We start from the raw sequence: 23,313 nt of genomic DNA, 5'->3' as shown, positions 1-23,313 counted from the left end.
CTTTCCTTACTTGCTATTTTGTTTATAATACTTAATCATCTTCGGCACAACTTCTTCGATAGTTCCGTTGATTACGTAATCGGCAATCGTGTTGATCGGAGCATCCGGGTCGTTGTTGATGGAGATGATGATACCACTTTCCTGCATACCGGCAATATGCTGAATCTGTCCGGAGATACCGCAAGCGATGTAGAGTTTCGGACGAACCGTTACACCTGTCTGACCGATTTGGCGGTCGTGATCTGCAAAACCTGCGTCAACAGCAGCACGGCTGGCACCTACTTCTGCGTGAAGTTCTTTAGCGAGGTCGAACAACAGGTCGAAGTTCTCTTTCGACCCTACACCGTATCCGCCGGCTACGATGATCGGAGAACCTTTCAGGTTGTTCTTTGCCTTTTCTACGTGGCGTTCGATTACTTTCACTACATAGTCCGTATCGGCTACGTATTTTTTTACATCGTGACAGATCACTTCTCCCTGATAGTTCGGAGAGAGGATTTCTTTCTTCATCACACCTTCGCGAACGGTTGCCATCTGCGGGCGGTGTTCCGGGTTCACAATCGTAGCAACGATGTTACCGCCGAAAGCCGGACGGATCTGATACAACAGGTTCTTGTAAGTCTTGCCTTCTTTCTTGTCTTCGTGGTCACCGATTTCAAGTGAAGTACAGTCGGCAGTCAATCCGCTGGTCAAAGCAGAAGAAACGCGCGGACCGAGGTCACGGCCGATCACAGTAGCACCCATCAGACAGATTTGTGGCTGCTCTTCTTTGAAAAGGTTCACCAGGATAGCTGTGTGAGGAAGTGAAGTATAAGGGTAAAGTCCTTCGCCGTCGAAAACGTGAAGTTTGTCTACTCCGTAAGGAAGGATTTGTTTTTCAATATCTTTGAGGCCGGTTCCGGCAACCACTGCTTCGAGTTGACAGTTCAACTGGTTGGCTAACGAACGACCTTTGGTCAGAAGTTCGAGGCTGACGTCTAAAACGTTACCTTCTTCTATTTCGCAATATACAAATAAGTTATTCATGATTATCCGATGGTGTGGTTAGCTAATAGTTCAACAATCAGGTCTTCCACGTCACGGTCGCTGCCGCTGATGGTTTTGCTCTCTTTAGCCTGGAACACGATGTTCTGGATGGCTTTCACTTTTGTCGGCGAACCGGACAGACCGCATTGTGCGAGGTCACCGTTTACGTCGGCTACGCTCCATTCTGCCAGATTCAGATAATCGCGCTTGTCGTACAGGTCGGTATAATCAAGATTGCCTTGCTGTTTTTCAGTCACAGTTTTGGCATGCTTGTATTTCTGAACCAATTTAGCGTTACGCGGACGGCAAGGAGCTGCAGAACCGTTGACAGTAATCACGATAGGCAGCGGGCCTTCTACAGTTTCAACACCACCGTCGATGTGACGTTTCACCTTAATCTTACCATCGCCTACTTCCAGAATTTCTTCTGCGTATGTGATTTGCGTCAATCCCAGCTTTTCTGCTACCTGCGGACCTACCTGTGCCGTGTCACCGTCGATTGCCTGACGGCCACCGATAATAATGTCATACTCACCGATTTTGCGGATGGCAGTGGCAAGTGCGTAAGACGTAGCCAGTGTGTCTGCACCAGCGAAAGCACGGTCGGTTAATAAGTAACCGTTATCTGCACCACGGAAAAGTCCTTCACGAATAATGTCGGCTGCCCGTCCCGGTCCCATTGTCAGAACGGTTACGGTAGAGCCTGGATGAGCATCTTTCAATCGGAGAGCTTGCTCGAGAGCATTCAGGTCTTCGGGGTTGAAGATGGCGGGGAGTGCCGCACGGTTAATCGTTCCGTCGGCTTTCATGGCATCTTTCCCAACGTTACGTGTGTCGGGAACTTGTTTTGCCAATACAACAATTTTCAAACTCATGCTATAAATTTTAGTATTAGTATTTCTACAAGTTAGCAGCCAGTAGTAAAGTAGTAATCTCTTGCTATCCAAACTATCCGGTTAACTATCAGCGTGCAAATTTACTCAAACACTTGGTTCTGACAAGAAATCCGAGTAAAAAATGCACAGGTTTAAGAATTTTGAGCAAAATAGGAGGGTTTTTATAGGGTTCTTAAAATGGCGGAATAGAAATGGAAGTTACAAATATAACATCCTTTTATTCCTTCAGCAGAACTTCGATGGCTTCAATAAAGTCAGTTGCTTTAGGCAGCAATTCGTCTATTTCTTCCTCACTTGAATAGGCAAAATCATCATAATCACTACTATGCCGACGTTCGAAAAGTAAGGAAAAACAACGTCCCAATTCACGTGACATACGACCGGTAGCGACGAAATGCAATCCTATCATCTGTTTGACACCTGCATGGGTACCAGGATTTATCTCGTGTTTAATAAGCAGAGCGACTGCTGCATAATAACAGGCATAATAAAGACGGTTTACAGCTGTATTATAATAGCCTTGTTGTTTTAGATAGGGTATTTCTTTCAGCGTTTCTTTAGCACGTAGAAAACGGTAAGCTGACAGTGCCTCAATATTTTCCCTGTTTAATTGTTCTTTCATAGTACGATCCCCTCTTTCATTACATTCATACCAAAAGGTGTCTGAAAAGGACGGTTTTCCCAAATCTTTTTCAGCAAGACACGTGCATTTATTTGCACTCCCGTTTCTATTTCTATATCGTAGAGCGGAGTGATGATACGGTCTTCTTCTTTGACGGTCAATTTATTACCGTCAACCAATATCAGTAAATCAATATCGCTATCAGGACGGGCATCCCCACGTGCCTCACTACCATATAAAATGGCTTGAGCTTCCGGTGCCACCTGTGTTAAAGCCTTCCGTATTCGTTCTACAATTTGTGGACGTTTCATATTTATTGCTTTTTATTTACGAACAAAGTTATATAAATTATTCGAGAAGTCAAGAGATACAGCTATTTATTCTCTTTAAGTGTTAAAATGACAGTTACTTATTTTATTGTATACCGATTTCGGCCAGTCCCATTGGTTCACCATCATGTATCATCCGTGTTGCTTTCAGTTGTACATAGCGGGCGTTAACCGGAGTAAAGTAAACCGATTGCAGAATCGGATTATTCTTTATATTGGAAAATTCATCTTTGGCTACTACCTGATTGACAGCATTACTATCCGTTCCGACAGAGATTTCATAAGAGCTGATTATTCCTTATATTATATTCACTCTGGTCGGGAAGATAGTGGAATGAGGTGATTGTGCGTTCCTCTCCCAAATCAATTAATAATGTATTTCTGTTGATGAAGCAGGTGGTCTGATTGTTTTTATCCATACATTTCTGTGCTTCCTCCGCATCTACTCCAATGAGCGTGAACGGATAACTCTTCAACTCTTCTGCTTTTGCAGTATATGTATCGGAAGTCTCTCCTGCATAGTAGGCTTCTATGTTATTGATACAGAGGCAAGCTCGCGAATCTGTAAAACGGACACGGATCTTATCTGTGGTGACTGTCTCGAAACGAAGAAGACGTTTATATCCGATAGTGGTCGTTTCTTCATTCAATTTTACCGGAAGCCATTCGCCTTCCTGGTTGTATTCTACAACGAATGATTTGACACGTTGCCCCAGAGGTATATATTCCTGTAACATCATGCGGTTAATCTTTTCCGTTTGAGGCAGGTCAAACTCGATGGTGGCAGAGTTGACGCCGTCATTGGTAGCCCAATAAGTATCATACTCACCATCGGTCACCGCTTTTGCAGAGAATGTTTTCCCCCGTTCGTCCGATGCTTTGGGAGAAAGTCCCGCCAATAGGTTGTGTGCCAGTTGCTTTTGTACGTTCTGGTGGAAGTTTACGGCGTTGGCAGAGTCTGTCGGATGAATCAGTCCGTCACGATCGACCGGGAAGTTGAGTAACAATGTTGCGTTATGACCTACGCTACGGTAATACAGATCGGTCAATGCATCTGCTGTTTTCACACGGTCGTCTTCTTCCAGATGATAGAACCATCCCGGACGGATGGATACATCACATTCTGCGGCTACCCATTGGTTGCCGTCGGCATGGCCATATTGCAATTCACGATATTTGGGGTAACCCGGATAAACTTCTCCGGCACGGAGAAAAGACCAGTTGGTAGCTCCTGCAAATCCGTTTTCGTTACCTACCCAACGGCAGCCCGGACCTCCATCCGAGAAGATAACAGCCTGTGGCTGCAACTCGTCGATCAACTTATAGGCTCGCGGATAATCGTAATAAGTTTTGCGGTCGATAGTACGACTGTCTTTTGCTCCGCCATACCAGCCGTCTCCGCCATTGGCACCGTCAAACCAGATTTCAAAAACATCACCATAGTTGGTTAATAGCTCGTTGAGCTGTTTATAGAAGTATTCTACGTATTCGGGAGAACCATAGTTGGCTTGATGCCTGTCCCAGGGAGACAGATAAACAGCGAATTTAATGCCGTACTTCTTGCAGGCATCCGATAGTTCGCGAATGATGTCGCCTTTTCCGTCTTTATACGGGGTGTTACGGATGCAATATTCTGTCAGTTGAGTAGGCCACAGGCAGAATCCGTCGTGATGTTTGGCTGTCAGGATCACTCCTTTCATGCCGGATTTCACAAACGTCTGTACCCATTGCTCGCAATCCAGTCGGGTGGGATTGAATGTTTTAGGATCGGAATCACCGTATCCCCATTCGCGGTCGTTGAATGTGTTAAGTCCGAAGTGTACGAAAGCGTATGTTTCCATTTTTTGCCATTCTACCTGCTTGGCTTCGGGAATGGGCAGGATAGCTTCCGGTGCTTTGACCGAATTACAGGCACTTAATAGAAGGAGGCCTGCTCCGAAAATAAGAAAGTGTTTTTTCATGGGGGTAATTTATTAGTTAATAATTGAGTGTAAGAATCATCTACAACGTAATTCCGAATACAAAATAAAGTTGCTCTTCATAGGGGTTGGCTATTAGTTTTCCGAATATGGGCAGAGAGAAGTTGGATGTTATTTTGATTTCTTTCGTTGCGGATAATCCGATATTGACTACATTGAATTTGTCGGAGTACATACTTTCCCAAGGGGTAAAACCAGCTTCGACGCTCATGTTAACATCCTTCACGCTGAACGGATAACTCAATTCGCAATAGCTGGACCAGGCACGTTTTCCGTTTTCACGGTAGTCGTTTCCGGCAAAGGTGGTGTACCAGCTGACTGATAATGGAAATTTCTCGCTAAGCATATATCCGGCTCCTACTTCAAAAGTATGTCCGGTGGAATGTGAACTGTAATTGAAGTATTTGAAAGGTTCTTCTTCTGTTTGGGTAAAATAGTTGTTGGCGTAGAGAGTCAGGTTTTTGTATTCGTACTCCAGTGACAAGTCTATCTCATTATTCTTTTCGCGAAATTCGGTGGAACCCCATGCATAGACGGTCAGGCCTTTCCAGTTGAGGCCGAGTGAGGGTTGCACACTTGCATTGCCGCTGTCCATACCACGCCAGATGTAGCTACTTACAAAATCTGCGGTTATAAAAACTTCTTGTGCCTGTGCAAAGGCTGCGTAACATAAAATAGCAATAAGTACGATTTGTTTTTTCATTATTATTGGTTGTTTTTTTCATTTACAGATGCCAAAGATACAAAAAATGTATGAATCGTAACTGACTAATTATATTCTGTTAAAATGGCAGAAATGAAAAGATTGCTATTTTATCGGCATACATACCAATACTTTACAGCCTTTGGTGTAACAGGTGTCAATACTTATATTACCGCCGAGCCGTTGGATAATGATACGGCAAATGTAAAGTCCAAGTCCTGTACCAGGTTTGAAATCATCTACTTTGGTAAATCGCTCGAATACCCACTCTTGTTTGTCGGTCGGTATGCCTATTCCCGTGTCGGTTACGGAAATAACCACTACTTCTTGATCTTCGTCAATCTGACAGGTTAATGTGATTGTTCCCTTTTCTGTGAATTTTGCTGCATTACTCAATAAGTTACCGATCACTCGTGAGAGGTAAAAAGCGTTAGTCGGTATGATTATTTCTTTCTTATCAGCTTCGGTAATGCATAATATGTCAGAATTTAAGATTTTTTCTTTTAGTATTTCCATTTCTTCTATACAAAGTCCGTATATGTCGGTAGGTTCAACCGGTAGTGGTTCATAAGAACTGACAAGTTCGGATAGTTCCAGTATATTGTTTACTATAGAAAGCAATGTCGTGGAATTGTTTAGTATTAAGTCTTTGAATTCTTCACGAGTCACAGCATCTAGGGATTCATCTGTGATTAGTTCGGAGAATCCGGCTATAGAATTCAATGGAGTCCGTATCTCATGGCAGATAGAATTAAGAAAAGCGGTTTTCATTTTTTCGCTTTCGGTGGCTTTTTCACTTTGTTTTTTGACCTCTTCATTGGCAATCATCAATTTCCTATGCATCTTTTTCAGTCGTTTCACCATATAGCGTTGGTAGATACTCCACGCAATTAGTCCTAGTAATAAAATACAGGAAGCGATGAGCGCTATTTGTTTGTTTTTATAGGCAAGGCTCATTTTATCCAGTTCCAGTTTACTGACATCAAAGCGTGTCTGCATTTCCGCCATTTGTTGTTCTCTCTTTGTTATTTTGTTCTTTGTTTGTAGTTTATTGCCCTCTTTTAAGGCCAGATATGCGTTTTTATAATCTTTTATTTTGTAGTAAAGTCCTGCTTTTACTGCGTAGAGCGGGATAAGGACTTCCGGTTCATAATGTTCCGTAAGGATAGTAGAGTCGATGTAGGTGATGGAGGCTTGGTAGTCTCCAATCGTTTTATAGTATCTTGCTCTGGTTTCGTATGTACTTTTCATCTTGTTTTTCTTTCGGGCTATTCCCATGTATTTTTCATAATACTTTTGGGCTTCCTTTCTGTCAATAAGGTCTCCGAGAAAAATGATTAATGAATATTGCTTCATATAATAGTCTGATTCATCAAGAAACTTTCGCTCGAAAGAGGTATTTTGGCTGTTCCACTTTTTATGAAGTTCAATCATTTTGTTGATTTCATCCGCTGCCTTTTTGTCGTTCACTGCCGTGTATAAGTCCGATAATTCATAACGACATAATATTTCAAAATGGATTCTGTCTTTCATAGGAAATTCTGAGACTTTGTCCAGTGCTCTCTCTATATAAGGTATGGCTTTGCCTATTTCGCTGTATGCATGAGTCAGCAGAGAAAAATAATCCAATGATACTCCTGTGAGGTATTCCCATCTAATTTGTTCTTCGAGTGTCATATCTTGCAAGTTCTCATTTTTCAGTTCATTTAGTTCTTGTTCAATAAGCTCCAATGAATTGTTTTTTCTCATTTCCATCCAGATATTGTAACAATACAGATAGTCGATGAATAGCGCGTTGTGGCTTTCCGGAAGCACCTGTTGGGCGATATTTATATATTTTTTTACTATCTTTTCGTCCTTCGAAGCATATCTTTGGACGAGTGCGTCCAAAGCAAGTTTCGTAATATATTCGTCTTCAGCCTTGACTGCTTCGGTGAGTGCTTCATTCCAATACGTAGTGGCGATATTTATGCTGTCGACATAAATATCAGCCAGATGTACGTATATGATAGCCTTCTTCCCGGCATCCGGGCAATCTTTTAATAAGTTTTGTAAACTATCTGCTGGGGTAGATATGGCCGTAGCAAACAGAATGCATGGAATCATAAGTAAAATTCCGGAGATGAGGCTGATTTGTGCTTTTAGGTTGTTCATAAGCGTATCTGTCTATGAAAATTATCTCGTACGGCATCTTCTGCCGCTGATTTAGAGTAAGGATATGTGATAATAATAGTCGGTTCTTCTTTCAGATTGGAAATAACCGTGTATGTCCCTCCGAAATATTCGATTGTCAGACGATTAATCCGATGGCGGACATCCGTTTTTCGGATCTGAAACTCCGCATCAGCAAGTGGAGTATTGATGATACGGAATACAAGTAACTTTTCCTGTTCATTACAATATAAGGAGAACGTGACGTGTCTTTGCAAGTCACAGGGAACCGGATAAATGAGCGTGCTTACAATGACCTGTGTGAAGCGGGTGATATCCAGTTGGAAAGCCTGCTCTTTGATGGTGGTTTTGAAGTCAATTTGTATCTTTCCCTTATTTCTCATTTGTGCTATGCTGACAATATCCGAACATAGAGGAATAATATCATACTCCTGTACTTGCCATTTTGTTTTTCCGGCTTCCAGTCTCGATAAGTCAAGTATGTCATTCACCAGTTGTATCAATTCGGTCGAATTGGTTTGGACAATTTCAGAGTACTCTTTCCATTGAGCGGTTTCTATGCTGTTAGGGTCCTGGGTCATCAATTGTGAGAAGCCCAGCACGTTATTAAGTGTACTGCGGATGTCATAACTCATATTGGAAAGAAAATGGCTTTTCACTTCATTTGCTTCTTCTGCTATTTGAGTCATTTTTTTGATTTCTTCCTCCTCTTTTTTTAGTCTTTTTTTTACGTAAAAGATGCGGATAGTGGCAGGTATTAGAATGATTAATGCAATAGTGATTAATGCCAGTTCGATTGTTTGAATGATTGACCGATGCTTTTCCTTTTCCAGGAGTAATTCATCTATTTTTTTCATTTCGTAGATCTCTTCCATTTGGCTCGTGGATAAGTGCTGGTAGAAGGTGTCTTTCTTTGCCAACAGATTACGCAATAAGGGAATAGCCTCATCTGTCCGTCCTGCGTCAGCAAGTATCCCTGCCCGTTTTATCCGGTAGTCGAGACCGTTGTTGTCCGATACTCCTGAAAGCAGATTGATGGCGGAGTCTGCATAAATCAGTGCTTTGTCATACATTTGCGTAATCCGGTAATATTGGGCATATACATCGTAATAGAGTCCCCGGCAGGGGATATAGTCCGTTGGAGAGAAATATTCGTTCATCTTCTTGAGGTGAATACGGGCTTCGTCTATATGACCATTTTGCAGATAATAGTTGGCGTATAATGTTTCCAATAAGAGATAACTGGTGTGATGAATCCTTAATTTGAATTTTGCTTCTTGGCGGGACATTTTGTCCAGTACGATTTCAAATTCTTTTAGATATTTCAGCGATTCTTCGCTCTCTATAGATGCACATGCTAGGGATATCTCCTGTAAGATATCCTTTCTTTCTTCTAGGGAAGCGGTGGCAGGTAGCAGGCGGTAGGCTTCGAATCCTGCGTTTTCTCCTTCTTTGTATCGAGCGGACATCAGATAAGCGTTCATCAGACATAATTTTGCATAGCGCATACCTTGTGTATTGTTTGTTTGGGAGGCGAGACGATACATTTCTTCGGCCTGTGTGATGCTGTATTCTATTTTGTGCTCTATGATATGCATCAAAATTTCCGCCCGTTTGGCTGAAAAATAAGTATTATAGTATTTATGCTTCAGGGATATTTCTGTCAGTTTGTCCATCCACAATTTTGTATTTTTCCCGTCTTGGTGGTTGAAATAATAGACAACATACGCATACATGGCAAGACACTGGTACTCTATGTCCTCTTGTACGGCTGCTTCTTTTAGCAGTCGGTCCAGGTAATTGAGGCAGGACGGTGACATAGGGTCTTGGTAAGCTAATAAATACAGGACGTTTAGTCTTGTTTTGTTGGCAGGTATAGTATCCAGTACCTGCACCAGGCTGTCTTTGACAGTCATTGCTTGGGCGGTCTGGATTGTTATTAGTCCCAATAATATGATGCAGAATATGCCGATTCGTTTCATGCTTGTTCCTCCTTTCTTTCTTCCATTGGTCGGACGGGGTGTGTGAAACAGAATCTGCATCCGTCGGTGTATGCCGGATCTATCCATATCTTTCCACCGATGCGTTCAATAATCAGTTGGCAGATAGACAACCCGAGCCCCGATCCCTGCGCTGTTTCGTTTAGTTTTTCGAAGCGGCTGAAGATGTTCGCCTGTTTTTCCGGGGGAATCCCGCAGCCCGTATCTGTTACGGAGAAAAGTGCATATTCATCTGATTGTAATTCTACTTCAAGGGTAATGCTTCCTTCGACAGTGAATTTAGTGGCGTTGATGAGCAGGTTGATGAGCAATTGTTGTAAACGTGAATCATCTGTATACAGTTGCAATGAGGTGAGTGGTGTTTTAAAACGGAGTGCTGCCCGGGTTTGTTTTACTTTGTTAACGGTATCGATTACATTGTTACAGATGGCAATAGCATCGTGGGAGCCGAAACTGAATTTCATTTTGCCTACTTCAAGATTGCTCAGGTCGATTATGTCATTAATCAGTTTGAGTAACAAGTCTGAATTTTGCTGTATGACATCGCTGCATTGCCGGCGAGTTTCCGCATCCAGTCCCTGGTCAGTCAGTAGATTGGAGAAACCGGAAAGGGCACTGAGCGGAGTGCGGATTTCATGACTCATGTTGGAGAGAAAAAGGCTTTTGGCATGCATGGCACTTTCCGCATTTAGTCGTGACTGTTCAAGACATTTCTTTGATTCGGCAATCTTTTTGTTTTGTTTTAATATATGTAGCGCCAGGTAAATAATGACAACCAGAATGATGGTGCCGATAAGGATACCGCTCATGAAAATGCGGTTATGTTCGACCTTGTTCTCCACTTTCATCCGGTTTTCCTGATAAGAAGCGCGTAGATTGTTGATGCGGTGGGTATAACTGGGAGAAGCAATAGAATCTGTGATGCGACTGATCTTTTCGTATAGTCGGGCGGCTTCTTGAGGATCCCCCTTTTTTATCAGCAAGTTTGCTTTTAAGTGAGATACTTGTAAGTAGGTTATCGATTGCATTTTTTGTTTGATACTTTGCAGTACGTTATCATAACATAACAAGGCGAGTTCGTTTTTTCCGATTGTTTCGTTATATAATCCTTGTGAGCAGAGAAAAGGGGAGTAGTAATACGGCTCTTTGCAGGAGTGGTAGATTTTTTCTACTTCGAGGAAACTATCCTGCGCTTTCTGCGACTCTCCTGTCATTATATAATATGCCACATCGGAACAATAATGGAAGAACAAAATGGTTTGGTTGGTATGCATGGCGTCTGATTTTAGCAGCATTTCCCTGTATGATTCCGCTTCTTCCGAGTTGTGTTCTCTGATGAAAATCTCTTTCAGATGTAACATTGCCATTTCTTTGTAATAGTTGCCTTCCGAAGAAGATACAGGATGAAGGATTGCTTCTTTGTAAGCGTTGGCTGCCTCTTCAGTCATATTTGAGCAATAATAGGCATCTCCGATAGCTGTATTGGAGAGTGCTATTCCTAAATCATATTTCAGAGTTTCGGCTTTTTCATACATAAGCCGTGCTTCGTCGATAGCTTGCCCGATGTTGCCGGATAAAGAGTGTGCATGTACTAATAGTTGTTTGATTCGGAAGAAAAGTTCTATTTGGTTCTCTTGTTCAAGTATCGGACTTAGTTGCTGTTCCCATATTATGATACTGTCTATAGAGGCTATCGAATCATAAGCAAGGTTGGCATTGATAAGATGCTGTAAGGCGTACAAATGTTTGGAAGTCCTGTCCTTTGAATGTAATGAAATGCATACAAATAGGTTGATGATAAATGATATGTAAACAGCCTTTTTCATTTTGGGGATGTTTTGTTGCGTGAGTGTTTATTATTTCTCCCCAAAAATAAACAAAAAAAGTAATAATTGTCATAATTAGTAGGACAATTATTACTTTTTCTTTTTATTTAGAAAGTGACGTCCATTTTCAGTACGAAAGTACGTGGAGCGGCAACTGCCATCGGGCGGTAGCTGTATTCTTTGTTAAACAGGTTATTTACCATGAATTGGAAAGCTACTTCTTTCGTTACTTTTACTCCGAAGCGCAAATCAACGGTAGCATAGGGCGTGTTATGTTTGTTCCAGTAAGTAGCAAGTGTTTCTCCTTTAGAATAACCGAAAGCGATGCCGCGAACGTAATCCATCAAGTCGAGTTGTGCTTTCGGACGTTCATCCATCATCAGGTAATCCACTGCGAGGATTTTACTCTTCCAGGCAACGTTCGCACCCAGATTGATACGTTTCCACTGGAAATCTACTGTCGCTTTAAAACTGTGTTTCGGACGATACTTCAGGTACTTTCCGGTGTTAGATTTTTCTTTCATTTGAAGAGGATCAGTATAAAGATCCTCCGCATCATTGCGTTCCTTATAATCCGCATCACGGGGTTCGGTGTATACATACCCTAAATTATAGAACAACTTTGTGTTCTTATTGAAGTTATAAACACCGTTTGTCGATATTTCCACTCCATAGATTTGTGCTTTCGATACGTTATGAAACTGTGCTCCGATTCCGAAACCTTGACCATCGGTTATCATCCGGATGGCATCACTGATGCTGTTAATCATCGTATAGTCCGCATTATTGAATAGTCCGAACTGGAATTCGACCATATCCTTATATTGCGTATAGAATCCTGCAACATCTACAAATCCCTGGAAATTGCCAATCTTATACCCTTGCTTGAATCCCAATTCCGCATTAAACCCTTTTTCCGGTTTGATATCCAGATTCGGGTAAACGCCGACTCCTCCGATATCCTTGCGCAGGTATTTCTCATTGATGGACGGGTTACGGTAGCCTTGTCCGAAGCTGGCACGGATAAAACTGTAATCTGCCAACTGATAGTTCAATCCGGCACGGAACACGGGGCGGAATGGAACTTTAGTTCCGAATATCTTTGTTTCTGCTTCACGATGGTGATTGTTTACACGATAGTATTCGGCACGCACACCGGCAGATACGCTTAGACGGTCCCAGAAACGTTGGTCGTACTGGAAGAAAGCAGCTATGTTATCGCTTTTGTAGACTTCGTCCATGATGGCCGAATTATACCGTACATGCTCATAAGTGGCTCCGGTAGTGATTTGTGCGCCACTGTCCCATTTCTTGTTGAACTGATAATCGAGATAATAGTTAGTGCTTTTATCAGTCTGCGTCTTAGGAGTATTTCGTGAAGGATTGAGTACGTCGGACACCCAGGGAATCAGATCACCAGGCAATTGTCCGTTTGTCAGTCCTCCCAAATCACTGGGTAGCCCGCTGTCCATCACCCAGGAAATCAGATCACAATAATCGGCAGTCGTCGCGTTAGGGAAGATATTGCCTAATGAAGTGAATACTCCATTCATGGCGTCTTCCAGATTACCATTGATTAGTCCTGAACCGATTCCCACCAATGCCGGATAGAGCGAGCTGTAATCACCGCCTGCAATATTCTGTATCGTTTGGGCATCTGTCCCCATATTGCCCAGAATATCCATGATGGATGCTCCCTGGTTAGGACGTACGATATTGTCGGCACTATAATAGAAACGTCCCTTGATCTTATGTGACGTACCGTTTTCCGGATTCACATAGTTGACAAACGGGTCGATATGGAAATTATTATCTTCCCTGCCCATGTTGGTGAAAGGAGAGGGCTTGTACACCTCTGTCGGTGAACGCCAGATAAAAAAGTCACCATATTGATTAGACAGGAAATCGATATTAAAACCATAGTTCAACAGTTTCATTCCCATGTCCGGTTGGTGATAGGTTAGGTTACCTCCCATGCGGAAACGTTTGTTATATCCTTGCTGGCGGTATCCTTCATCGGTGAAAAGATTAAGGCTGCCACTGACGTCGAAATTACCGATACGACGGGCGTGGGAGAGATCGAATCCTTCGTAAATCGGATTACGCACACCACTAAGAAGATTTCCGCGCAGAATCGGTTTGACCGAATATTTATCTTCTTTCCAGAAACTCTTGTCACTCCATTGGTATTCGTCATTCTCCGCGTCGCCATAGATACCGAGATATGCGCTGAAACGTGTTTTCGGAGCTAACCCCGGACGTGCGGTGCGGATATTGATGATACCATTCAAAGCCGATGAACCATATAAAACGGAAGAGGCTCCTTTGATTACTTCAATCTGCTCGATATTCTCCAAAGGTACGGTGTTCCAGTTGATTTCGCCTGTCTTGGGATTCAGGGTACTCATACCATCCACCAGAATCTGACTACGTGCACCTACTCCGTATGTCCATCCGCTACCACCACGTATGGAAGGTTGTTTGTCTACAATATCCACTCCCGGAAGAGTGCGGAGGGTAGACGATATATCTGTTGGTGCCTGGCGGGCAATGTCACCGGCTTTCACTACATCCATGGAAACTGTGACATTACTCAATTTCTGTTCAAAACGTCCGGCGCTGACCACGACTTCCTCCAACAGTTTGGTGCTTTCTTTCATGTAGACGTTTTTGGTGATTACCTCACGTCTGTCGATTACGATCGGCATCAGTACATCTTCGTAGCCCACATAACTGAATACGAGATCGACACCCCCTTCGGGCAGTTTGATTTCATAAGCCCCATGGATGTCGGACACTACTCCCTGGTTACCCTGTAACTTATACGTAACGGCTGCTCCCACCAATGGCTCATTGGTATTTGCATCATATATATGTCCTTTCAGCGTTTGGGCAAAACTACTCCCAAGGCTGGTGAAGCATAGTAGCAAAGTTAGAATATATATTTTCTTCATTGTTTTCTTTTTTGATATTCATAGTTGATGTTTATTCTTGTGGCAGAAGATCCAATCCTAAGTCAATAGTATTGGCTGCATTCCATAAAACCGGCAGACCGTTTTCGTCATTTCCCATGAGAAGTCCGAGCAGGTTTTTAAATACAGTATTGTTGGCCATGCTTTCCGGCAACATTCCTTCCACTATTGGTTGCAGTCCGGGCAATAATTGAATGAAAGCAGTTGTCGACTCTTTGGTTAAGTAAAGATGGGTATGTCCGTCTTCCTCTTCTATATGAAAGATAATTCCTTCAGTCAGTAAGTAGAATACCTGCTGGAAGCTCGCCGTATCCATGCTGGTTATGATACCGAGCAATGGATTGTCGATCATGGAGTTTACGATTCCGAGCAACAGTTTCAGTTGTACAGGATTGGATTGGGCAAGAGCTTCCATAATTCCGGAAACCAGTCCTGAATCGATAGGAGTTTCACCGTCCTTGGTTGCCAGACTGATAATTGCCGGTAAGTTCAGGTTTATTTTAAGTCTATCGCTCTCCTCTGTCCAGGTGATTAGATTAATTGGTGAAGCGGTCCACGTACGGTCTGTCAATGCATTATTGATATCTTTTTCCGTCAGTAAACCAATCATAAACTTGGTGACAAATGTTGCGATGGTACCGACGTCTTTATCCGGATCTATGTTATTGATCGGTACGCTGCCGATGTAAACGGGACTCGTCGTATAATTGGCTACAAGGTTACCGTCGGGTTGTAGGGTGATTGTCTGAAGAAGTTGCGGTATGAAATAGCAAAGTGCATTTTGAATCAGTTTCATCCTTAAAAACAGTGTACTGCCCGCTTTGGTCAGTTCCACGTCATCCAGATGGACATAAAATCCTCCGGTTAAGATTTCATTCGTTTCTTTCCATACATATTGCCCTCCGCTGTAAGTGACAGTCATTTTCTTTCCTTTAGTGAAATTGGATATGCCATAACTTTTCTTCCATTTACTTTGCGGTATTACTACGTCCAAATCCAGTTTCATTGTTTTTGGAGTGATGGCACCGCTGTATGTCACGGTTGCTCCTCCCATCGTGACGTTTTTGCCGCTAAATGTATAAGAGTCTTCCTGTTCGCACAGACTGATTGGAAGAGGAGTTTGTTTCTCTCCCGGGATAATGTCATTCAGTGTCAAGGTTCCTTTTTCACTGTCTTCTGTTTTAAAGTCGACAGTTTTTCCAACGAGTTTCTCCCCGCTGTAGGTCAGGTTTAAGGTAGCCGGTTTGATGTATGAGCCATACTCCTGGCAGAGTTCACCCGGCCAGAATAGCTTGTCATTATAGGTTTCCTCGCAAGATGTAAGGAGGAAAGCCGTACAAGCTACATAAAAAAGTCTTTTTAAAGTTCTCATTCTCTTCTAGGTTTTATTTCAACATATTTATTAAAACGATGCAAAGTACGGCTAATAGGTGACTGCCGTCAAGCTCCATTCTTGGGATTCAATATTCTATATTTGCTATTTTCTTAAATACAATCCTAATAAAGAAGAAAATAATGTTCTATTTGTAGGATATAATATACCATTTTTGAACTTGTTGCCCGGAATCCGGATGAAATGGATATTTTTGGTAAATTAAAAAAGAACTGACGATGACAACTAACGAATCCTTTCCTAAATTTGACCTTCCGGTTGATTTTATAGCAGATGACAGTATCACCGGAGATATCTTAAACTACTATGGTAATTTCCCCTGTAAAATAAAAGCCGGTGTCTTTGTGCTTTGTACGGAAGGGATGGTCAGAGCTACCATTAATTTGTTGGAGATTGTCATTCGTAAGAATGATTTCATCGTTGTTCTTCCTAATTCATTCATTCAGATACACGAAGTTTCGTCCGATACCCGTATTTCTTTTGCCGGTTTCTCGTCCGATTTTATGCTTTCGGGCAATTATGTGGAAATCCTGCTGGACTTTATGCCTATGATATTGAACAGTCCGGTCATTTCTCTGCAAGAGGATGTTGCCGGCTTATACCGGAATGTATATCTTTTACTGATTCGTGCTTATACACTCCCACATTCATTAGAAAATAAAGAGATCATACGTTCCGTACTGGCTATTTTTTTGCAGGGAACGAAAGAATTGTATAAACGCTATGGCAAGAAACTCGATGAACCTTTGAGAAGAGAACAGGAGTTGTACAGGCAGTTTATACAGTTGTTGATGGCTCATTATACTAAAGAGCATGAAGTGGCGTTTTATGCGGAGAAGTGTGGGGTTACTGCGGCACATTTCTCAAGTGCCATCCGTCGGGCAAGCGGATACAGTCCGTTGGCAATCATTACAGAAATTATTATTATGAATGCGAAGGCCCAATTGAAAACCACCCGGTTGCCGGTGAAAGAAATAGCTTTCTCGTTAGGCTTTAACAATCATTCTTTTTTCAATAAATACTTTCGTAAAAAGGTGAAGATGACTCCGCTGGAATATCGCGAGAAATAAATCTGCGTCTGCTTAAAATTGGACTATACATAAAAATGGGATGTTTTATACCTTCTCCCTGCTGTCAATCAGAGCCGGTATGCAAGAGGTTGATAAAAAATCGCTTAAATATGTATCAGGGAAATGCGAAAAGACAGCGCTTTGCTGATGGAAGATCTTTTTGGTACTTATTTGCTTTCAGAGTCGGAGTAAATGAATGATTCTTTTCCTATTATATAGCTATTTGCTATATAAAGAATCAATGGATTCTGAAGTGAAATAACTTGGAAATGGCTCTTCTTTCAGCCCAAAAATCCTTTCTCACCGATGAACGCTGGCTTGGTCGGTGAGCAAGGATGCGTTTCTCACCGACCAAGCCTGCGTTTCATTAAAAGCAAGGGTGCATTTATACCATAAAGACCGTCTGTTTTTTCTTGTATTTATGCATAATAAGGGGCTGTATGTGTATAATCTTGCATTAATTTATGCATTTTATTCTCTGCTTGATTTGATTCATAGCCACTGTCAAACGGTAGAATCTTAAAAATAGAACAAAACTGTTTACCGTTGAAATCCGTTCTTTGGTCGATTCTATTTGGAGGAAAAAAGCTGCAGTCTTACTTTTGTTTCGATAACATGGAGTAATCCCGGAAAATAACTGCTTAAAAAAGCCTCAGAAGCTATTCGTAGCTAATGAGGCTTTTTATTTATAAAGGATGGGTACTCGTTTATTTGATTCCCAGTTTTTTAGCAATCTCTTTAGGCAGTGCGTCTTTGTGTACAAGAATATTCATAGTCTTGTAAGCAACGAATGCTTTGGAAGCATACCAGATACCATTGTATTTGCCTGATTTACCCCAAGAATTCTTCACCATGAAGTATTCTTTTCCGTTTTGGTCTTTAGCGATACCGTAGATTACCATTCCGTGGTCGTCCGTAGTTTCCCAATTGTCGAAAGCAACTTGGCGCATTTCTTGAGTGACGTCGATTTCCGGGTATGGTTTGGTTGTCATCATTTGACGTTTGTTAGCAGCAGTCAGGCCGGTCCAGCGAGCCATATCCGAACCGGAAAGTTCAGATTCTTTGTTTACATCTGGCATAACGGCGATACCGTCACGTGTGAATCCCTGTTCGCTGACGTCACTACCCCATGCAAAAGTATAACCTTTCTTTACAGCATTGTCCATTACAGCCATCAGCTCTTCGATAGGCAGGTTGTAGGATAAACCATTGCGCCAATTATCCTGAATCTCGATTGCGAATTGAGAATAGAATGGATGATGTGTATAAGAAGTCAGTGATACATAGTCGTCACAGTTCAATCCCAGTGATTCAGAAAAAGTCTTCGGAGTATATTCTTTGCCTTTGTATGTGAACTTCTCCGGGCATGCTCCCAGATAAGTATCATAAATAGCGCTTAGTCCGTTTTTCCATACCGGAGTCAGTTTGCTCAACTTACCTTTCGCAATAGCATTGATGTAACCGGAAGCAACAGCATCCAGTTCGTTATGCACCGGCAACGTGTCACCGTACATGATACCCGGCATCACCTCTTGAGGAACAATACCATAATTCTTGATGCAGTACATTACATCATAAAAACTTCCGCCCGGGGAGAAAGAACTGTCACCATGATAGCGTACATAGTTTACTCCGCGATCCTGCATCGTTTTGTGTACGACAAACATTTCAGACAGGTCATACTCGCCTTTACCTAAGCGAAGCAATTCTGATTCAATGAATCCGAGAGTTGAGAAACTCCAGCAAGTGCTCGAACGATTTTGATTCTTGATAGAAGTAATCGGGTTTTCTTTCACTGTCGTGAAAACAAAACCTTCTTCAGGTTTTGCATCTTGTGCCATGATGTTTAGGCTGAACAAGCCTAAAGCAGCAATAAGGATTGTCTTTTTCATTCCTATGAAATTAATATTAAATTGTTTTGGCTACAAATATAGGAAAGTTTCACCACAGATTACACAGATTTACACAGATTATTTCACCACAGAGGACGCAGAGGACACAGAGGAAGATAAAGGAAAATTGAGATCAGGACAGACTGCAGGAAGCAGTTACCGCTCTAACTACTGGATTTACGACCCTTTGACAGACCTGTGAGATGGGGAGGATTTGACCGATTTCGAAGGAAGCACACGCTCGAAAGCTGTATGTTTTTCTACCGGAAAACGGGGAATTATAGCTACAGGAGGATCTTCCACTTATTATTACGATGATACCTGGGAGTTGAAACCATACGAATATGAAGAGAAATAAAAAAGTAATAGGTGTTAGTTGCTTTGTCTTACTGCTTTTAGTGGGAATCATGTATGTGTATGTGCATCCGGTAAATAGATACCGTTTGGAAGTGACCCGGGTTGGAGGTAGTGGGTACGGCTATAAAATTTATGAGAGAGAGCGTTTGATAATTGTTCAACCTTTTTTATTGGCACAATCATGCCACCTTACTGGCACGACTGTGTCAATATGGTGGCACTGGAGTGCCAATACGATGGCACAAGGTAAAGCATTAAGTACAGATTATTTGTTCTCTTCTTCTTTGGGTGCTACTACATAATCTTCTTTAATAAACTCATCATACACACGCTTGGGATGATCGAATGGAGCGGTTCCATTCTTCTGTTCATTGAAGTTTTCCCTGCGGAATTGTTTCAGTTTCAGGTTATCTTCTGCATACTCTCTCAATTTCTTATGCTCATTTCCGTAGAGCGAACTTTCAGTCACGTCAGAATTGAGCAGGTTTTCTTTAGGAGTAATAGTAGGTAGGAGCACTTGTTCCAACAGACCACGATAGGCACCGTTATATTCGCACCATACGATATCGTTGGTTACAAATATACGATAGGAGTACTTTGACCATGCGGTTTTGATTTCAATAGATGTAGCATAAATTTCAATGGTAGCTTCTGAACCATACGCTTGGTCACGGATCACAACGGTCGTCCGACCGCTCAGTTCTTCCTTCACGGAAGTTTGCCACTTATCAGAGTGTAAGATTTCTTCGATAATTTCCGGCAAATTTTCTTTAATCTCAAACTGTATTCTCATGGTGCTTGCCTGCGGGCAGGACTTTTTTGATTTTTTCCTCCTTAAACAATTAAGCTAGCCTAAAGTTACATAGATTGAAGCAAAAAAACAAGATTTTGTTTGAGAATTTGTTATTTTCGCCAAACTATCTGCCTTTTTCGTTTGTTTTTACCATAAATATGCACAAATCGTAAAAATAAAGTTTATGCGGAACAGGGCCCGGAAGAATTATGTCATTTATGTACTGATGTTACTCCTGTTTGGAGGGTTGATTTATGTTGCTATTGAAGAGGGTGACCGGTTTTCGCACTATGCGGTAAATGCGCAGAACATGGTACAGGGGAATCCATTCACTATGTTTCTCCAGTTTATACAGGATAATCTTCATCATCCGCTCACTACCTTGTTGATTCAGATTATAGCCGTACTGCTGATGGTGCGTCTTTTTGGCTATTTGTTCAGTCTGATCGGGCAACCGGGAGTGATTGGAGAGATTGTTGCCGGTATTGTGTTAGGACCTTCCGTACTCGGCTTTTTCTTTCCGGATGCTTTTCATTTCCTTTTTCCGGCACACTCGCTTACCAATCTTGAACTGTTGAGTCAGGTGGGACTGATCCTTTTTATGTTTGTCATCGGTATGGAGCTGGATTTCAGTGTACTGAAAAATAAAATCAATGAAACGCTGGTGATTAGCCATGCCGGAATCCTAGTACCCTTCTTTCTGGGCATCTTGTCTTCTTACTGGGTGTACGAAGAATATGCAGCTGCCCAAACTCCGTTTCTTCCATTTGCTTTGTTTATAGGTATTTCTATGAGTATCACCGCTTTTCCGGTATTGGCGCGCATCATTCAGGAGCGGAATATGACGAAGACTCCTTTAGGGACGCTGACCATTGCTTCCGCTGCCAATGATGATGTGACAGCCTGGTGTCTGTTGGCAGTGGTGATTGCTATCTCCAAAGCAGGAAGTTTTGCCAGTGCACTTTATTCAGTGGGGCTGGCAGTTGTCTATATTGCGGTCATGTTTTTGGTCGTTCGCCCATTTCTGAAGAAAGTGGGAGAAGTATATGCCAACCGGGAAGCAATCAATAAAACATTCGTGGCATTTATTCTGCTCATTCTTATTATTTCTTCTTGTCTGACCGAAATTATTGGTATTCATGCACTATTCGGAGCCTTTATGGCAGGGCTAGTGATGCCGTCCAATCTGGGTTTCCGGAAGGTGATGATGGAGAAGGTGGAAGATATTTCATTAGTCTTCTTTTTACCTCTGTTCTTTGCCTTCACCGGATTGCGCACGGAAATCGGTTTGATAAACAGTCCGGAGTTGTGGATGGTATGTTTACTGTTGGTGACGGTTGCTGTTGTCGGCAAACTGGGTGGATGTGCCATTGCCGCCCGTTTGGTGGGTGAGTCGTGGAAGGATAGTCTGACGATAGGGACATTGATGAATACACGGGGATTAATGGAGCTTGTCGCTTTGAATATCGGTTATGAAATGGGAGTTCTTCCTCCTTCTATATTTGTAATTTTGGTCATTATGGCGCTAGTTACGACCTTTATGACTACTCCTTTGCTTCATTTGGTGGAACATATTTTCGTACGTCGGGAAGAAAAATTATCTTTGAAGCACAAATTGATATTTTGTTTCGGGCGTCCGGAATCCGGGCGTGTGTTGCTTTCCATTTATGATTTGTTATTTGGGAAGCAGTTGAAGAAAAATCATTTGATTGCAGCACACTATACGGTGGGCACGGATCTGAATCCGTTGAATGCCGAACATTATGCCAGCGAGAGTTTTGCTTTGCTCAATCAACAGGCAGCGAAATTGAATATCCAGGTAGATAACCATTATCGGGTGACAGACAAACTTGTACAGGAAATCATCCACTTTGTCCGTAACGAACATCCTGATATGCTGCTTTTGGGAGCCGGGAGTCATTATCGTTCGGATATGCCGGGAACTCCGGGAGCAATTTTATGGTTAACGCTCTTCCGGGATAAGATTGATGAGATTATGGAGCAGGTGAAGTGTCCGGTGGCCGTATTTGTCAATCGTCAGTATCGGGAAGGCACGACGGTCAGTTTCGTATTCGGCGGAATGATTGATCTGTTTCTTTTTTCCTATTTGGATAAGATGTTGCAGAACGGACACTCGGTACGTCTTTTCCTTTTTGATACGGACGATGAAGAGTTCCGTGGACGCATTGACGATTTGCAGGTGCGTTATCCGGAACAAACGATGATAGTGTGGTTTGCGGGAGTAGAAGATTTAGTGACTGAAGAGAAAGACGGGTTATTGATAATGAGCCATCTTTCTTATACGAAATTATCCGAGGATGAGGCTGTGATGCGTGAATTGTCATCTTTGCTGGTAATCCGCCGGAATAAGAATACGGGAGATAAAAATGAAGGACTTGAAAATTGATGAATCTACGGGATTAGTGTTGGAAGGCGGGGGAATGCGTGGAGTATTCACCTGCGGTGTGCTTGATTATTTTATGGATCACGATATCCGGTTTCCCTATGCGATAGGAGTGTCTGCCGGTGCGTGCAACGGGTTGTCGTATGCATCACGGCAACGGGGACGTGCCAAGTACAGCAACATTGACTTGTTGGAGAAGTATGATTATATCGGTCTGAAACATTTGCTCAAAAAGCGTAATATACTGGACTTTGATCTGTTATTCAATGAATTCCCCGAACATATTCTTCCTTACGATTATGAAACATATTTTGCTTCACCGGAACGTTTTGTGATGGTGACTACGAATTGCATCACGGGAGAAGCCAACTATTTCGAAGAGAAAAAAGACAGTCGCAGGGTGATTGATATTGTCCGCGCATCCAGCAGTCTCCCTTTTGTATGTCCTATTACTTATGTAGACGGGGTTCCCATGCTCGACGGAGGAATTGTAGATTCCATTCCTTTGCAAAGAGCCATTACGGATGGCTGCACGAGAAATGTTGTGGTACTCACCCGTAACCGAGGGTATCGGAAAGATTCGAAAGACATTCGTATCCCTTCATTTGTATATCGGAAATATCCGAAGTTGCGCGAAGCGTTAAGTCGGCGGTGTGCTGTTTATAATGAGCAGTTGGAAATGGTAGAGCGCATGGAGGATGAAGGACAGATTATTGTTATTCGCCCGTTAAAACCTGTAGCCGTAGACCGCATCGAGAAAGATGTGCAAAAGCTGACAGAGTTTTATCAGGAAGGGTACGAATGTGCGAGAGCCTTACTTGAAGAATAAAGTTTCCATAGTTGAACAATAGACAGGCTCTCCATGCTTTTTTGTTTTTC

At 42.3% G+C, this 23,313-nt stretch carries 16 protein-coding genes and 2 pseudogenes; 5 read left to right on the top strand and 13 right to left on the bottom strand.

Going from position 1 to position 23,313, the window contains the following annotated elements; all coding sequences use genetic code 11:
• Window positions 1-6: 6 nt before the first annotated feature.
• The 11 genes and pseudogenes from INE92_RS12035 to INE92_RS11985 all read right to left on the bottom strand — a co-directional run bounded on the left by INE92_RS12035 (window position 7) and on the right by INE92_RS11985 (window position 15,897).
• Window positions 7-1,026 (bottom strand): electron transfer flavoprotein subunit alpha/FixB family protein, encoded by a 1,020-nt coding sequence (locus tag INE92_RS12035; RefSeq protein WP_195436363.1) that lies wholly within the window; start codon window positions 1,024-1,026, stop codon window positions 7-9.
• Between the two features lie 2 nt (window positions 1,027-1,028).
• Window positions 1,029-1,901 (bottom strand): electron transfer flavoprotein subunit beta/FixA family protein, encoded by an 873-nt coding sequence (locus INE92_RS12030; protein WP_004314244.1) that lies wholly within the window; start codon window positions 1,899-1,901, stop codon window positions 1,029-1,031.
• Window positions 1,902-2,139: 238 nt separating this feature from the next.
• A complete protein-coding gene (locus INE92_RS12025) occupies window positions 2,140-2,544 on the bottom strand; it encodes a HEPN domain-containing protein (protein ID WP_009039294.1) in 405 nt (134 codons plus the stop codon).
• Entirely contained in the window at window positions 2,541-2,855 is a 315-nt protein-coding gene (locus tag INE92_RS12020) for a nucleotidyltransferase domain-containing protein (protein WP_009039295.1), read from the bottom strand. Before INE92_RS12020 ends, INE92_RS12025 begins: the two co-directional genes overlap by 4 nt.
• A 103-nt stretch (window positions 2,856-2,958) precedes the next feature.
• A pseudogene (locus INE92_RS12015) lies at window positions 2,959-4,834 on the bottom strand (alpha-L-fucosidase).
• Between the two features lie 40 nt (window positions 4,835-4,874).
• Window positions 4,875-5,555 (bottom strand): hypothetical protein, encoded by a 681-nt coding sequence (locus INE92_RS12010; RefSeq protein WP_015531556.1) that lies wholly within the window; start codon window positions 5,553-5,555, stop codon window positions 4,875-4,877.
• 105 nt (window positions 5,556-5,660) lie between these two features.
• Window positions 5,661-7,709, bottom strand: a complete 2,049-nt coding sequence (locus INE92_RS12005) for a sensor histidine kinase (protein WP_015531555.1) — start codon at window positions 7,707-7,709, stop codon at window positions 5,661-5,663.
• A complete protein-coding gene (locus INE92_RS12000; RefSeq protein WP_229096954.1) occupies window positions 7,706-9,796 on the bottom strand; it encodes a sensor histidine kinase in 2,091 nt (696 codons plus the stop codon). The genes INE92_RS12005 and INE92_RS12000 overlap by 4 nt, the downstream gene beginning before the upstream one ends.
• The gene (locus INE92_RS11995) at window positions 9,706-11,553 is read right to left on the bottom strand and encodes a tetratricopeptide repeat-containing sensor histidine kinase (RefSeq protein ID WP_015531553.1); all 1,848 of its coding nucleotides are present in this window, start codon (window positions 11,551-11,553) and stop codon (window positions 9,706-9,708) included. The genes INE92_RS12000 and INE92_RS11995 overlap by 91 nt, the downstream gene beginning before the upstream one ends.
• A 107-nt stretch (window positions 11,554-11,660) precedes the next feature.
• Window positions 11,661-14,507 carry a TonB-dependent receptor gene (locus tag INE92_RS11990; protein WP_195436362.1) on the bottom strand — a complete coding sequence of 949 codons (2,847 nt, stop codon included), beginning with the start codon at window positions 14,505-14,507 and terminating at the stop codon, window positions 11,661-11,663.
• Between the two features lie 31 nt (window positions 14,508-14,538).
• Window positions 14,539-15,897 carry a DUF4925 domain-containing protein gene (locus INE92_RS11985; protein ID WP_008644796.1) on the bottom strand — a complete coding sequence of 453 codons (1,359 nt, stop codon included), beginning with the start codon at window positions 15,895-15,897 and terminating at the stop codon, window positions 14,539-14,541.
• A 239-nt stretch (window positions 15,898-16,136) separates the two neighbouring features.
• On the opposite strand from INE92_RS11985, the gene INE92_RS11980 reads away from it, so the two are divergent.
• Entirely contained in the window at window positions 16,137-16,988 is an 852-nt protein-coding gene (locus INE92_RS11980; protein WP_004314250.1) for a helix-turn-helix domain-containing protein, read from the top strand.
• A 707-nt stretch (window positions 16,989-17,695) separates the two neighbouring features.
• On the opposite strand, the gene INE92_RS11975 is transcribed toward INE92_RS11980, so the two are convergent.
• Window positions 17,696-18,880 carry a C1 family peptidase gene (locus INE92_RS11975; protein ID WP_004314251.1) on the bottom strand — a complete coding sequence of 395 codons (1,185 nt, stop codon included), beginning with the start codon at window positions 18,878-18,880 and terminating at the stop codon, window positions 17,696-17,698.
• A gap of 133 nt (window positions 18,881-19,013) precedes the next feature.
• Here INE92_RS11975 and INE92_RS26895 point away from each other — a divergent pair.
• Both INE92_RS26895 and INE92_RS11965 read left to right on the top strand, forming a co-directional pair.
• Window positions 19,014-19,238, top strand: a pseudogene (locus INE92_RS26895) (hypothetical protein); the annotation flags it as partial.
• Window positions 19,225-19,539 carry a hypothetical protein gene (locus INE92_RS11965; protein ID WP_008025926.1) on the top strand — a complete coding sequence of 105 codons (315 nt, stop codon included), beginning with the start codon at window positions 19,225-19,227 and terminating at the stop codon, window positions 19,537-19,539. The pseudogene INE92_RS26895 and the gene INE92_RS11965, both read left to right, overlap by 14 nt.
• On the opposite strand, the gene INE92_RS11960 is transcribed toward INE92_RS11965, so the two are convergent.
• Window positions 19,503-20,030 (bottom strand): hypothetical protein, encoded by a 528-nt coding sequence (locus INE92_RS11960; RefSeq protein ID WP_004314253.1) that lies wholly within the window; start codon window positions 20,028-20,030, stop codon window positions 19,503-19,505. The two genes, INE92_RS11965 and INE92_RS11960, sit on opposite strands and share 37 nt — an antisense overlap.
• Window positions 20,031-20,214: 184 nt before the next feature.
• On the opposite strand from INE92_RS11960, the gene INE92_RS11955 reads away from it, so the two are divergent.
• The gene (locus tag INE92_RS11955) at window positions 20,215-22,437 is read left to right on the top strand and encodes a cation:proton antiporter (RefSeq protein WP_015531548.1); all 2,223 of its coding nucleotides are present in this window, start codon (window positions 20,215-20,217) and stop codon (window positions 22,435-22,437) included.
• Window positions 22,418-23,263, top strand: a complete 846-nt coding sequence (locus INE92_RS11950; protein WP_004321607.1) for a patatin-like phospholipase family protein — start codon at window positions 22,418-22,420, stop codon at window positions 23,261-23,263. The genes INE92_RS11955 and INE92_RS11950 overlap by 20 nt, the downstream gene beginning before the upstream one ends.
• Window positions 23,264-23,313 lie beyond the last annotated feature (50 nt).

Origin of the sequence: Bacteroides xylanisolvens, assembly GCF_018289135.1 — a bacterium.
GTDB classification, from domain to species: Bacteria; Bacteroidota; Bacteroidia; order Bacteroidales; family Bacteroidaceae; genus Bacteroides; species Bacteroides xylanisolvens.
Note: the sequence above shows the minus strand (reverse complement) of the source record. Positions and strands in the feature narration are given on the sequence as shown.

What these genes read in the sequence shown, in the direction of transcription:
- INE92_RS12035 (WP_195436363.1), bottom strand. Translation starts at nt 1,026, where the DNA reads ATGAATAACTTATTTGTATATTGCGAAATAGAAGAAGGTAACGTTTTA.
- INE92_RS12030 (WP_004314244.1), bottom strand. Translation starts at nt 1,901, where the DNA reads ATGAGTTTGAAAATTGTTGTATTGGCAAAACAAGTTCCCGACACACGT.
- INE92_RS12025 (WP_009039294.1), bottom strand. Translation starts at nt 2,544, where the DNA reads ATGAAAGAACAATTAAACAGGGAAAATATTGAGGCACTGTCAGCTTAC.
- INE92_RS12020 (WP_009039295.1), bottom strand. Translation starts at nt 2,855, where the DNA reads ATGAAACGTCCACAAATTGTAGAACGAATACGGAAGGCTTTAACACAG.
- INE92_RS12010 (WP_015531556.1), bottom strand. Translation starts at nt 5,555, where the DNA reads ATGAAAAAACAAATCGTACTTATTGCTATTTTATGTTACGCAGCCTTT.
- INE92_RS12005 (WP_015531555.1), bottom strand. Translation starts at nt 7,709, where the DNA reads ATGAACAACCTAAAAGCACAAATCAGCCTCATCTCCGGAATTTTACTT.
- INE92_RS12000 (WP_229096954.1), bottom strand. Translation starts at nt 9,796, where the DNA reads ATGGATAGATCCGGCATACACCGACGGATGCAGATTCTGTTTCACACA.
- INE92_RS11995 (WP_015531553.1), bottom strand. Translation starts at nt 11,553, where the DNA reads ATGAAAAAGGCTGTTTACATATCATTTATCATCAACCTATTTGTATGC.
- INE92_RS11990 (WP_195436362.1), bottom strand. Translation starts at nt 14,507, where the DNA reads ATGAAGAAAATATATATTCTAACTTTGCTACTATGCTTCACCAGCCTT.
- INE92_RS11985 (WP_008644796.1), bottom strand. Translation starts at nt 15,897, where the DNA reads ATGAGAACTTTAAAAAGACTTTTTTATGTAGCTTGTACGGCTTTCCTC.
- INE92_RS11980 (WP_004314250.1), top strand. Translation starts at nt 16,137, where the DNA reads ATGACAACTAACGAATCCTTTCCTAAATTTGACCTTCCGGTTGATTTT.
- INE92_RS11975 (WP_004314251.1), bottom strand. Translation starts at nt 18,880, where the DNA reads ATGAAAAAGACAATCCTTATTGCTGCTTTAGGCTTGTTCAGCCTAAAC.
- INE92_RS11965 (WP_008025926.1), top strand. Translation starts at nt 19,225, where the DNA reads ATGAAGAGAAATAAAAAAGTAATAGGTGTTAGTTGCTTTGTCTTACTG.
- INE92_RS11960 (WP_004314253.1), bottom strand. Translation starts at nt 20,030, where the DNA reads ATGAGAATACAGTTTGAGATTAAAGAAAATTTGCCGGAAATTATCGAA.
- INE92_RS11955 (WP_015531548.1), top strand. Translation starts at nt 20,215, where the DNA reads ATGCGGAACAGGGCCCGGAAGAATTATGTCATTTATGTACTGATGTTA.
- INE92_RS11950 (WP_004321607.1), top strand. Translation starts at nt 22,418, where the DNA reads ATGAAGGACTTGAAAATTGATGAATCTACGGGATTAGTGTTGGAAGGC.